Below are 12239 nucleotides of genomic sequence, written 5' to 3' on the forward strand. Positions count from 1 at the left end.
TGTGGGGACAGTTGAGGAATCAATTTGTGTCGATTAGCCCACAAGTGGACATACCGACGTGCGCTGGATACGGTCGAATGACAGGCGCCGCGTCTGCAGTAGCCGTAGCCGGCAAGAGGCAGAGTGTCGGCGCCGGAGGCCGGAAGGCACCGGCCACATGGCACTCAGCGCCATCCAGTGCGTAGCACGACCGCCTCCACGAACGAGCAGGCCGAGGTCGGGCACGGGCTTTTCGTGTCAAGCGCGCGAACTCACGCGACGACACACCGAATGTGGCGACTTGACACGACGCCCCGAGTCCACTTCGCAGGGTGTCCTCGTCAACGCGGTCCGAAGCAGATGAGTGGAGACTGACATGCGTTTCAGCAGCAGGACGAAAAGGTTGATCGGCTCCGCTGTGGCCGTGGCCTCGTTGGGAGTCGCCGTTCCCCTGGCGGCAACCGGTACCGCACAGGCCGACCCGAATTCGGGAAGGGTCAAGGTATCCGGAACCGTGAGCTGTGAGCGGTTCGAGGACGCGTCACCGGACGCGGTGACGATCACCCCCAAGGGCAAGACGGCCAAGGCCGACCAACTCCCGGGCGAGGACGTTGCGGAATCCTTCTCGCTGACCTTCACCCAGGTTCCGAAGAAGGGCTTGTCGGCCAACGCCAAGGTCACCTGCGTCGATGACGACGGCGACAAGCACACGTTCGGCAAGAGCTTCAAGATCACGAGGCCGCCGGGAACCACAGAAACGCAAGCGTTCAGCCTCAAGTAAGGGTGTTCGCCTCGACGACAAGGGCCGCCCGGGACGTGCCCAGGTGGCCCTTGGTCATCTGACTTCGTCTGCCCTCCGCGCCGGAACTTCCGGGCGCCGCAGCCTCGTCCACAGCCGGACGCACCCCTCGCGGGCGGTTGGTCATGCACGTGGTTACGGACCGGGATCAGCGAGCCATGTGCGCCAGACGTGTCGGGTGTTGGGTATCTCGGGATGGTCGAGCAGCCGCAGCACGTAACGCGCGTGAAGCTGCGCCCACGGATTGTCCGAGTGGCGAGCCCTGTCGAGTCTGCCGCGCACATCGGCTCCGTCCACGGCCCGTGCCAGACGCACGTATTCACGGTCCTTGCACCGGTAGGCACGCTGGACCACGAGATCCACGAGATCGACGAGTTTGCCTTCGAGCGCTTCGCCGTGCTCACTGGCCGCCAATCTCCGTATGAGTGCCTGCTTCGTACCCCATGCCTTGGCGTGCTGCGTCCACTCCTGCGGGAACCGAGCCTCCCATTCCAGGAAGAGCAGCGCGAAGGGCAGCCCCGGCCACGTCTCGACACCTCCGGAGATCGGCGTCCTCCACAGCGCTTCCGGCAGACAACGACTCTCGGCCTCGCCACAAGCCTCCAGCGCGGCCACGAGAACCGGATCCCGGTACTGCGCCTCGTGTCCCAGAGGCGAGGTCAGTCGCCAGGCCCTGTTGAAGCGAGCCCGAGCACTGCGGACCTCGGCGCGAGCGCCGGCCAGGCGTACGAGTGCAGCCGCACGCTCGGCGGCCTCCGGTGCGATCAGATCGTGAGCCCACGCCAAACGCCGTGCCCACCCTTGGGTGTCATCAGCACCCGAGCCCGCCACCTTCGCCATACCGCACATCATCCTCCGATCGGCAAGCGCCCCAGCCGGTGCGTCCATTGCCCAGTGCTTGGTGGCGACGAACGCCTGCCGCGCAGGACCTTCACTCGCGCATGCGCCCCGCCATCCTCAGTCGCACAGCACGCCAAGCCGACGCCGGTGACGCATCGCCCCGTCCTCGTCCGGCCGTCCGCGCGGCCGCACGTCGCGTACGGCTTTGGTGGGCGGCCGGCGCTGACAGGTCTCACTCTTGGCCATCGACGATGCCCGACCGTCGGTTGGGTCCCGGGTCGAACCCGGGCCGCCCCCGGACAGAATCGGGGATGCAGCTGCTCTACAGAGCTGGACACCTCGGAAGCCGACCGCGCGGACGAGACCCTAGCCGGAGCCACTGACAATCCGCGCCGCGGACGTGGTGCGCCCACCTGGACGCCGGGCGCCTGCTCCACGCCGTGGGAGCAGGCGCGGTGCATGACGCAAACTCACGAGCCCGATGGCACGCCCGTGCGATAGAAAGGGCGTTCAGTCGCGACGCCGCCGCCGGCACGCGGGGGGGATCGCGGATCGCGCCTCGCTTTTCGACCGTCCCTGGGGGGATCGATGTTCACAAGACGGGCGGCGTGGGCCGCCATCGGCACCGTCGCACTTCTGTTGGCCGGCACACCGGCAGCGCACTCCGCAGAGGGTCAGGCTCCTGAGGTCCGTTGGGCGAGCAGCGTGTCGGAGGACCTCGGCACCCTGGCCGTCAGTATCAGCTCCGACAGCCCCATCACGGACATCAGGGCCCGCCTCGTCTCCGTCGCCACACAGCAGGAAGTGGCCGTCCTGGAGAACGACGCCTTCGCTCTCGTCTCCGGCACGCCGGACAACGGCGTATGGCACACGAAGCAGCCCGTCAGCCTCGCCGAACTGGGCAACTACACCGTCGGCGTCGAGGCCACGGACGCCGACGGCGACCGTACGACCGACACCTCCGCGGGATCGCTCGCCTACTACGTCGCGGCCGTGTTCGAGGACGTGCGCACCGACCGCGCGGAGGTCGACATCGACAACCGTCAGGTGCGCGTCGACGGAACGCTGAAGGGGCGATGGCCGGGGACCCGCGAGCTGAAGCCCCTGGCGGACCACGCGGTGGACCTGGACGTGGACTACTGGACGGAGAGCACCGTCCGTACCGACGCGGACGGACGCTTCTCCGGCACCGTCACCGTGAACGACGCGGTGCCGATCCAGGCGGTCTACCGGCACTCCGGCGAGCACCCCTTCGTCGTGTACGGCGAGTCCCCACTGGTACCCATCGGTGTCCGTCAGGTGGCCACGCGCTGGACCGTCCAGTCCCCGGCGGAGGCCCGGACGATCAACTTCGGACAGCAGGTCACCCTCACGGCGACGCTGGAGCGCGAAACCGCGCAGGGCTGGGTGCCCTTCGAGGGCCAGAGCGGCGGGGTCCTCTTCGAGCCCTCCGCCGGCGGCCAGTTCACCAGCGTCGGTTACTTCACGACGGGTGCGGACGGCAAGGTTTCCTTCGACCACGTCCCGTGGGAGACCGGCAGCTTCCGCGTGGCGTCGCACAGCGACGACCCGTTCATCGCCGCCGCCTCCGCGAACAGCGCCGAGATCACCGTTCTGCGCGCCTCGGTCTTCAGCTCGTTCTCTGCCATCCGCACGAAGGGCCAGGGTGTGCACGTCGAGGGTGAGATGGACTTCCCCGACGGCTGGACGCCCGCCACCATCCCGGTGCACATCCAGTACTCGCGTGACGGTGAGGAGTGGACGGACCTGCTCACGACGGAGGCCGGGTCCGGCAGCCCCCACGCCTTCTCGGTCGACATCCCCCAGGCGGGACGCGGTTACTTCCGCGCGCACTTCGAGGCGACCGAGTCGTTCCGTGCGGCGACGTCGCAGGCGGTGAGGGCGAGCCGTTGACGTCGAACGGCTGACGCCGGACGACCACGGAGAGCCGATGCGGGCACGGTGAAGGGCCGGCCGGGGAGCCTCGACCTTCCTGGCCGGCCCTTCGTCGCGAAGATCAGACGGCGGACGCGCGCGCCGGGCGCGGCGAGTGTGTGTCGACCAGGACTCCCGCCTCTCCAGGATGTATCTGCTCCGCGAGTCCGGGTCGCCGAAGAAGTAATAGAGCACGAGTGCCTCCTCGTCGTCGCGCATCAACTCGAACGTCCACGTGTGGGTCCTGGGCGCCGGGTGGTGCTCCGCGGGCGAGTACGCCCTCTCGCCGCGTTCCGGCGGGCGAACCGTCACCGCCTGGCGCGTGGTGAGCGTCAGTCGGACATGCTGGCCATCGGTCCAACCGACCCGTTCGTCGGTCAGCTTCCAGCTTCCCGTCCCCGTCAGACGCCACCTGTCGTAGAAGTCCCCTTCCTGCCCGTCCAGAAGACGGATGTCGGCCGTTCCGTCGGGCCGGAGGACGACGTTCGTCCGGTCGTAGCCCAGCCAGGATCCCGTCACTTCCGCCGGCTCGCGTCACGCAGTGCGGGCACGCTGTCGTACATGTGCGGGTTGCATCCCGCGAGGGCGAGCGCGAGGGATGGGGCGAGGGCGAGCAGGCAGACGACGGACCTCGTGGGTCGCCTCCCGGCGATGCCGGATGCGCGGATTCGCACGGCCGTCCCCTCCCTGGATCGACGCAGTCCATGTTGGCAGCATTTTTGAACGCGTTCAACTGCGGATGCGTCAGGCACAATGCGAGCGTGTCCCTTGACGCCATAGACGCCGTGGACTGGTCCGCGATTCCCAACCCGACGCAGCGCTCGTACGACGATCCCGAACGGGTCGCTCGCGCGCTGAGGCTGTTGGCGGTCTCCACCACCGCCAACGAGACCGGCGACGCGGCGGCCCTCCTCGCCGGTGGCGGCTTCGTCTGCGGTCACGCCGGCATGGTCTTCCCGGCGGCCCACGCCGCCACCCCCGCCCTGCTGGATCTCGTCGAGCACGGCCGGCGACCACGCGTCAAGGACGCGGCTCTGGGGCTCCTGTCGGAGGCGCTGGACAGCTTCCCGCCGGCCGGATACACCCGGGTGGACACCCCCTACGGCGCCGGTGTCCCGCTCTGCTGCGCCATCGCGCGGCTCATCCGCGGCCGTCGCGGCGCTCTCCTCGCCCACGGCCGCTACGGCAAGCACGTCCTGGGGGAGGCGGACCTTCACTGGCGGCTGACCGTCGAAGAGACGGAGCTGCAGCCCGGCGACGGTCCGACCGGCATCGCCGCGCTCGCCGTCCTCGAAGGCACGGCGTTCCGGACACCGGTCGAAGCCGAACTGCACACCCCGCCTTCCGGGCACCCCGCACCGACCGTCCGGATCGACGCGCTGACGGCCGACGCGTCGGGCGCCGCATGGGTCCACCTCACGGACACGCCGCCGGACCCCGCTCCGGGCTCCGCCCTCTACCCGGCCGAGTGCGGTCGCCTCAAGCACTGACCTCCGGGTGACATGGTGACGGCTCCAACGCCTCGACGGCGCCAGCCGCGAGGGCTCACACCCGCGCCCGACATCGACGACAGCGGACGTCGACCCAGGTGAACGCCCACGCGCCCAACCCCCTCACCCACCCCGGCCAACCCCCACCGCTACTGATCTTGGGGGTTGTGAAGATCACCGCGCGGTTGCCATACTCCTCGCGCCGCCCCCCACGGCAGGAGCTCCTACGAGCTCGTCGATCACCCTTTGGGGGGACATGAGTATGCGTGTCACGACACGCGCGTTAAACCGACTCCGCAAAAGCATCGGCGCGTCCCTGGCCGTCGGAGCGCTCGCAACGGGCTTTCTCGTGAGTTCCCCGGCCCGTGCCGTCGAGATGGAATCCGGCACCTTCAGCGTCGTCAGCGAGGTCGGGGACCCCGTCGGCGGCGGCTACTCCTACGCGTACACCGACGGCGAAGGCGCGGCCGACGCCATGTACGCCGGGTGGGACGACGCCATGAACCGGCTCACCGTCATCGTCCTGGGCGCCAACGGCGACCGCTGGGACGTCGTGATGGGGGCCGCGTACGGCGAGCAGCTGGCCCCGGGGACGTACACCGGCGCGTCCGACACCCCGGCGTTCGGCGCGCCGCGGCTCTCCGTCAGCGGCACGTTCTACGGCTGCGAGTCCGAGGGGTCCTTCACCATCGACCGCATGGTCCTCGGACCGCGTGGCTACGTGGAGGCCCTGGACGCGAGCTTCGAGCAGAACTGCGTCGGCCACGACCCCGGACTCACCGGTCAGGTCCATCTCACGAATCCCCCGCCGCCCGCCGAGCTGGCGCTGGACGTCGACGTGGCCGCCACCGGCACCGTCGGCATCGACGGCAAGGCCACCGTGCACGGCACCGTGACCTGCACCGAACCGGCAGACGTGCTGGTGAACGGCAGGATCGACCAGGTCGGCAGGAGCGGCCTGGCGACCGCCTCGTACTACACGCGGGTCGACTGCGCCCCGGGCACGCCTGCCGCCTGGACGGCGACGGCGACACCGAGCGGCTCGGTCCCCTTCGAAAAGGGCGACGCCGTCGTCGAGTTCAAGGGACAGGCGACGGACCCGGTGTACGGGCACACGGTCGTCACCGGCCTCGGGACGGCCGACGTGTCCCTCCGCAGGAGCTAGGCGGAGCTGAACGGGCAGCGACATCCCTTCGGTTCGCCCACACTCCACACCACTCCCTACCTTTGGAGCATTCTTGAGACTCCGCAGCACGCGCAAGATCGCCCACCCGCGCGTCACGGCCCGCCTGGCCACCGCACTGGCCTTCGCGGCCGTCGCGTCGGGCCTGCTGGGCGGCGGCACGGCGCAGGCATACGAGGTCGAGTCCGGCAGCTTCGCCTTCAGCGGTGACCCCGGCGAGTACATCAGCGCCGGGCAGTCGTACGCCTACACCGACGGCGAGGGCTCCCCGGACGGCATGACCGTCCAGGGCTACACCAGCAACGGCGTCGGCACCGGCGTCGGCGTCTTCGTCGACAGTGCGAGCGGCGACATCTGGTCCCTGCACCTGGAGGCGCCGTGGGGTCCGTCCCAGCCGCTGGTGCCCGGCACCTACACCGGCGCCAAGGCCAATCCGGCCCCGGGTGAGCCCCGGATCGAGCTCAGGGGCAACGGCCGGGACTGTCTGGCCGAGGGGTCCTTCACCATCCGCTCCGTGGAGTTCGCGACCCACGGTTACGTGAAGTCCCTCGACGCCTCCTTCGAGCAACACTGCCCGGGAGCGACGGAGTCGCTGCGCGGCGAGGTCCGCGTCAGCAATCCGGAGCCGCCCGCCGAGACGGTGCTCGGGCTCCAGGTCGCCGCCGACGGCGTCGCCGACAGGGACACCGGCAGGGCCACCGTCCACGGCACGGTCACCTGCAACTCGCCCGTGACGGTCCAGTCGTACGGCACGGTGAGCCAGACCGTCGAGGGTGTCGTCGTCCGTGGCTCGTACCGCACGGAGGTGGCGTGCGTGCCGGGCGAGCCGACGCCGTGGACGGCGCAGGCAACCCCCACGGGCACCGTGCCCTTCCAGCGCGGCGAGGCCACGGTGACCGCCCGCACCACCGGCACGGACCCCTTCTACGGCCACACGATCACCTCCGACTACACCGGCACGCTCCAGCTCGCCAAGAGGTGAGCACTCCACTCACCTCGCCCATGAATCCTCCGGCCGACCGACGGGCCTGAGGGGACGACACAGGACGAACAGGCCCCGCGGATCGTCCCCGCGGGGCCTGTTCGTCGTGCCCCGACGGGCGGTGACCCGGACGTCGTCCACTCGGGCAGGGACACGTCACGAAGCCGTGCGGATGGCGGACGCGCGACCGTCCCTTCTGCGCATCTCCCGTCCCAGCCATCCCGTCACCGCGCCCGACACCCCCGCCATCACGGTCATCCCCACCCCCGGCGACGTCACCTCGGCGAGCTCCCCCGCGACCCCCGCCGCGACCCCCTGCATGGTGAGCATCCCGGCGGAGTGCAACCCCAGTGCCTGCCCGACCAGTTCGTCCGGCGTCACCGCCACCAGCCGCTCCTGCTGCACCAGGCTCGCCCCGAACCCCACCGACGCCACCGCCACCAGCACCGCAGACACCGCCAACCCCGGCCGGAGGAAGAAGAAGACGTAGGGCGCGGCCAGGAGCAGCAGCAGCGGGACGCCCAGGTGCCGCCGGCGAGCGGGCGGGACGACACGGCCGACCAGCAGGTCCCCCACCAGCATCCCGAGCGCCGCGCAGGTGAACAGCACCCCCGCGGACCGGGGGGCGTAGGACACGTACAGGGACTCGCAGCCGACGATCAGGCCGTTGGGGACCCAGAGGGCGAGGTAGAGGTGGCGGCGGGCGCGGGAGGACCACAGGAGGGCGTTCGTGCGCCGGGTCGCCGCCATGGACGGGCGGGCGGACGTGCGCGGTGGGCGGGGTGTGAGGCCCAGCCGGGCCGTCAGCGCGTGGCGGAACCCGAGCCGCCCAAACAACCGAAGTCATCAGCCGCCCGCCGACCGGCGAGGCCCAGAGCGAGGCGGCGGCAAACCCGGGCGGAACACGAGCCGCCCGCACAGCCGAAGTCATCGGCCGCCCGCCGACCGGCGGAGCCCCGAGTCGCCCCCTTTGAACGGCTCTGTCGGCCGCCCCGCGTAGCATCCGCCCCATGACGACCAATGACGCGCACGCATCCGTACTCGACGTCGACATCGAGGCGCTCCAGGGCGGCTCCGCCGATCTCGGGCAGTACGCCGGCCAGGCCGTGCTCATCGTGAACGTGGCCTCCAAGTGCGGACTGACCCCGCAGTACGACGGGCTGGAGCGGCTGCACAAGCGGTACGCGGACCGCGGGTTCACCGTGCTCGGCGTGCCCTGCAACCAGTTCGCCGGGCAGGAGCCCGGCAGCGCCGAGGCGATCGCCGAGTTCTGCTCGGCGACGTACGGCGTGACCTTCCCGATGACCGAGAAGGTAGAGGTGAACGGCGAGGGACGGCATCCGCTGTACGAGCGGCTGACCGGCTTCGCCGACGGCGAGGGACCCAGCGGGGACATCCGCTGGAACTTCGAGAAGTTCCTGGTCGGGCGGGACGGCAGGGTCGTCGCCCGGTTCTCGCCGCAGACCGACCCGGAGGCGGCGGAGGTCGTGGCTGCGGTGGAGGCCCAGCTGGCGGGTTGACCCTGCCCCTGGGGCAGACATCAGCCTCCTGTCACCGGGCGGAAGGCGCCCGGTGACGGAGGATGACGTGGTGACCGACTCCCAGGACGGAGAACTGCTCACCATCGGCGCGTTCGCGGCGCGGGCCCGGCTGTCGGCCAAGGCCCTGCGGCTGTACGACCGTCTCGGGCTGCTGACCCCGGCGTACGTCGACGAGGCCAGCGGCTACCGCCACTACCGCGCCGGACAGGTGGAACGGGCCCGGCTGGTGGCGCTGCTGCGCCGACTGGACATGCCGCTGGCGCGGATCGCCGAGGTGGTCGAGGCGGAGGGTACGGAGGCGGCTGACCGGCTCGCCGCGTACTGGGCGGACGTCGAGGCGCGGGTGGCGGGGCAGCGGACGCTCGCCGAGTACCTCCGTGGACGGCTGTCGGGGAGGAGCTCCGAGATGTACGGGAAGTTCGTGGTCGAGACGGTCGAGGTGCCCGGTCAGGTGGTGATCACCGAGACCCGGCACACGCTGGTGCACGAGTTGCCGGCCTGGATCGAGGCGTCGCTGGGGCGCCTGTCGAAGGCCGCCGAGGGGTGCGGGGGTGTGGTCGCCGCGCCGTTCATCGTCTACCACGCCGAGGTGTCGATGGAGAGCGACGGGCCGGTCGAGGCGTGCGTGCCGGTCGCCGACGAGGCGGCGGCGCGGGCGTGGGCCGAGGCGGCCGGGCGGGCGCACCAGGCGACGGCGCGGGTGGAGCCGGCGCGGCGGCTGGCGTACACGCGGATCACCAAGGCGCAGGTGGCTCATCCGCAGATCCTGGCCGCGTTCGAGGCGGTCGAGGAGTGGATGCGGGCGCAAGGGCTGTCGTACGACGGCTCGTGCCGTGAGGTGTACTTCGCGGACTGGGAGGCGGCGGGGGCCGAGGACCCGGTGTGCGACGTGGCGTTCCCCGTGCGGTGACGAGCCGGGCCCGGGGCAGGGCCGAGCCCTCTCGGCTAGGACGGCGAACTGGTCGAGAGGGCTCTGTGGGTCCTGCTGTGCAGTTGTCCGGCGGCGGCGTCAGGGAGGTCCCTCTGCTTACGCCTTGACCGAGGCCACGAAGACGCTCCACGCGGTCGCGGGGAACGCCAGGACGGGGCCCTCGGTCACCTTGGAGTCCCGGACGGAGATTGCGGACAGGACAGGGGACTTGATCTCGACGCACGCGCCGTTGCCCTGGGAGTACGAGGACTTGACCCACGCGTCCGTCGCGCCCTGCTTGATTGCCATTTTCGCTCCGGTAAGCAGTTGCTGAGTTGCTGTGATTGCGCCAACGTTCTTGCTCGATGGCGTGATCGACGCTACTCGCCAACATCGCTGCGCGGAGCGACTATTCACTCGACCGGCTGGCATATTCCAGTGGGGTCTTCCATACGGACCGGGCGACGGTGTATCTTGCCGCTCCCCGCGCCCCGAGGGTTCAGCGGGCGTAGCTCTTCGCCACATCCGAGAGGTATTCCCGGGTTTGGTCGGCATTGAGGGCCTGCGCCCGCAAGTGCTCGTACATCACGCTGTACTTCTGCACGTCCTGCGGCTTCTCCAGGTAGAGGTCGCTGGTGACGCCCTCGATGTAGACCACGCTGGAGTCGGCGGCGTCCGGGAACTCCAGGATCGCGTACTGGCCGCTGACGCCGGGATGCGCGCCCATCGAGAAGGGGATCAACTGCACGGTGACGTGCGGCAGCTGGGACATCTCCAGCAGGTGTTCCAGCTGGTCGATCATCACCTGTTTATTGCCCACCTCCCGGCGTACGGCCGCCTCGTCGAGCACCGCCCACAGGCGCAGCGGGTGCTCCGCGGCGGCAATACGTTCCTGCCGGCGCAGCCGCACCTGCACGCGCTTGTCGATGTCGGTCGGCGTCGCCTCCGGCAACGCGCCCTGGATCAGCGCCTCGGCGTACTGGCGGGTCTGCAACAGGCCGGGGACGACCTGCGGGTCGTACACCCGAAGGCTCGCCGCATCGGTCTCCAGGCCGATGTAGACGCTGTACGGGATGTCGCCGAAGGAGTGCCACCAGCCCTGCTGGCGCGAGTCCTTGGCCATCTGCATCAGCGAGTCGACGATCCGGTGGTCCTCCACCTCGTAGACGCCGCACAGGTCACGGACGTCGCGCTGGCTGATGCTGCGCCGGCCGTTCTCCAGCCGACTGATCTTGGACTGGGACACCAGCAGCCGCTCCGCCACCTCCTCGGCCGTCATGCCCTTGAGCTCGCGGAGCCTGCGCAGCTCCTGGCCCAGCCGGCGCCGCCTGACGGTGGGATTGACATTGGACGCCACGGGACGTGCACCTCCGGCTGCGTGCCTCGAGAACTTGCAACTATGCGTATGTGCTGCTGAGCAGACTGCCACCAAGCAGCTACTTACCGCTGGGAAACACCGGATATGCAGCGGATACACGGCAGTACGCGCGTTCGTGCCGACGTGTGCGACGTCCGCGGACATGCGACCGCGCGGGGCGGCGGAGCCGTGCGTCGTCCTCACGACGGCTTCCGTCACCCCGCGCGGACCGCTGCGGCTCCCGAACCGGGTCTTGGGGACTCAGGTGCGGCGCTGACGGTGCGTGGTGCGGCCTTGCTGGTCGAGCAGTGGTGCGGGTGGTGCGGTTCCGGTGCCGGCCGGTCGCACCGGTGTCGGTGGGACGGTGCGCTGCCGTGGGCTGCGGCTCAGTGGGCCACGGCGCGTGCCATCGTCCCGCGGTGCGGCTGCACCGGGACGGCCCGGGCCGGCTCCGCGGTCCTGGCTCCGGCGGCGGCCTGGCGGCCCGCCGGGGCCGGGCTGCGGCGCGGCTGGGCCCCGACGCCGTTCTGGACGTCCATCACGGCGTGCGCCACGAGGCCGCCCATCGGGTCGTGCCGGATCAGGTCCCGCAGCCGGGAACGGGACGAGCGGCCCTCGTTGCCCGGATACAGGTGCTTGCCGAGCCCGACCGCGTGGGCCAGGGCGGCGAGCGCCGCGGTCCGCGGGTCCGGCGGAACGCCGGTGCGGATCGCGGAGTCCAGCCGGGCCCTGATCTCCCGGCTGATGGCGTTGTCCGTCGCCTGGTAGCGAGTCGTCGGCAACACCCCGCACATCTGGCCGGCCACGGCGTGCACCATGCCGCACCGCTCCAGATGCGAGAGGTAGGTCTGGCGGAGCCCCAGTCGTGGCCCGCCGATCCAGTGGACCGCCCGTACCGGAGCGCCGCGCCTGCGCAGCAACTCCAACGCGCAATCCAACGTCGGATCTCCTGTCGGCCGTGGCACCACCACGGCGATACGATCCCCGTCTGGGGCTATCCGTCCGGCCAGCGCCAGCTCCACTAGCTGTGCTCCGGCCAGACCGAGGTCGAGCGACTGCGGCTGTGCAGTGGTACCCGTGGCCGGGTCCAGTGCCAGCAGCAGAAGCTCCTCCGGAAGTGTTCTGCGGCTCCTGCCCATCCATGCCTCCCCGCGTGGATGAATGACAGGGTGACCCCTCTCACATTGGTCTGTCGAGGGTGCGTGACCTGTTTGTGAGGGAAC

Annotated in this window: 12 protein-coding genes and 1 pseudogene; 7 read left to right on the forward strand and 6 right to left on the reverse strand. The window is 70.3% G+C overall.

All coding sequences use genetic code 11. The features are described 5' to 3' along the window. Positions 1-355 precede the first annotated feature (355 nt). Positions 356-760: a hypothetical protein gene (locus tag IPT68_RS15885; RefSeq protein WP_189700191.1), complete on the forward strand. Its 405-nt coding sequence runs from the start codon at positions 356-358 to the stop codon at positions 758-760. Positions 761-913: 153 nt separating this feature from the next. Here IPT68_RS15885 and IPT68_RS15890 read toward each other — a convergent pair whose 3' ends face one another. Next, complete coding sequence (locus tag IPT68_RS15890) at positions 914-1618, reverse strand: hypothetical protein (protein ID WP_189700192.1); 705 nt, start codon at positions 1616-1618, stop codon at positions 914-916. 705 nt (positions 1619-2323) lie between these two features. Here IPT68_RS15890 and IPT68_RS15895 point away from each other — a divergent pair. Further along, complete coding sequence (locus IPT68_RS15895; protein ID WP_189700193.1) at positions 2324-3532, forward strand: hypothetical protein; 1209 nt, start codon at positions 2324-2326, stop codon at positions 3530-3532. A 536-nt stretch (positions 3533-4068) separates the two neighbouring features. Here IPT68_RS15895 and IPT68_RS15900 read toward each other — a convergent pair. Further along, complete coding sequence (locus tag IPT68_RS15900; protein WP_189700194.1) at positions 4069-4227, reverse strand: hypothetical protein; 159 nt, start codon at positions 4225-4227, stop codon at positions 4069-4071. Positions 4228-4314: 87 nt separating this feature from the next. Between IPT68_RS15900 and IPT68_RS15905 the strand changes: the two genes are divergently transcribed. From IPT68_RS15905 to IPT68_RS15915, 3 genes are all read left to right on the forward strand, one after another. After that, positions 4315-5043 carry a hypothetical protein gene (locus IPT68_RS15905; protein ID WP_189700195.1) on the forward strand — a complete coding sequence of 243 codons (729 nt, stop codon included), beginning with the start codon at positions 4315-4317 and terminating at the stop codon, positions 5041-5043. Positions 5044-5392: 349 nt separating this feature from the next. After that, positions 5393-6208, forward strand: coding sequence for a hypothetical protein (locus IPT68_RS15910; protein ID WP_189700196.1), 816 nt, complete (start codon positions 5393-5395; stop codon positions 6206-6208). Positions 6209-6281: 73 nt separating this feature from the next. Next, entirely contained in the window at positions 6282-7208 is a 927-nt protein-coding gene (locus IPT68_RS15915) for a hypothetical protein (protein WP_189700197.1), read from the forward strand. 156 nt (positions 7209-7364) lie between these two features. Here the strand turns inward: IPT68_RS15915 and IPT68_RS15920 are convergent. Next, positions 7365-8018: pseudogene (locus IPT68_RS15920) on the reverse strand (MFS transporter); the annotation flags it as partial. Between the two features lie 200 nt (positions 8019-8218). On the opposite strand from IPT68_RS15920, the gene IPT68_RS15925 reads away from it, so the two are divergent. Both IPT68_RS15925 and IPT68_RS15930 read left to right on the forward strand, forming a co-directional pair. Continuing rightward, positions 8219-8728 carry a glutathione peroxidase gene (locus IPT68_RS15925; RefSeq protein ID WP_189700198.1) on the forward strand — a complete coding sequence of 170 codons (510 nt, stop codon included), beginning with the start codon at positions 8219-8221 and terminating at the stop codon, positions 8726-8728. A gap of 52 nt (positions 8729-8780) precedes the next feature. Then, a complete protein-coding gene (locus IPT68_RS15930) occupies positions 8781-9659 on the forward strand; it encodes a MerR family transcriptional regulator (RefSeq protein WP_189700199.1) in 879 nt (292 codons plus the stop codon). A gap of 117 nt (positions 9660-9776) precedes the next feature. On the opposite strand, the gene IPT68_RS15935 is transcribed toward IPT68_RS15930, so the two are convergent. The 3 genes from IPT68_RS15935 to IPT68_RS15945 all read right to left on the reverse strand — a co-directional run bounded on the left by IPT68_RS15935 (position 9777) and on the right by IPT68_RS15945 (position 12155). Next, positions 9777-9968 carry a DUF397 domain-containing protein gene (locus tag IPT68_RS15935; RefSeq protein ID WP_189700200.1) on the reverse strand — a complete coding sequence of 64 codons (192 nt, stop codon included), beginning with the start codon at positions 9966-9968 and terminating at the stop codon, positions 9777-9779. A gap of 190 nt (positions 9969-10158) precedes the next feature. Beyond that, positions 10159-11016, reverse strand: a complete 858-nt coding sequence (locus IPT68_RS15940; protein ID WP_189700201.1) for a helix-turn-helix domain-containing protein — start codon at positions 11014-11016, stop codon at positions 10159-10161. Between the two features lie 386 nt (positions 11017-11402). Then, positions 11403-12155 carry a GOLPH3/VPS74 family protein gene (locus IPT68_RS15945; protein ID WP_189700202.1) on the reverse strand — a complete coding sequence of 251 codons (753 nt, stop codon included), beginning with the start codon at positions 12153-12155 and terminating at the stop codon, positions 11403-11405. Positions 12156-12239: the final 84 nt, after the last annotated feature.

The organism is Streptomyces chromofuscus, from assembly GCF_015160875.1.
Taxonomy (GTDB): domain Bacteria; phylum Actinomycetota; class Actinomycetes; order Streptomycetales; family Streptomycetaceae; genus Streptomyces; species Streptomyces chromofuscus.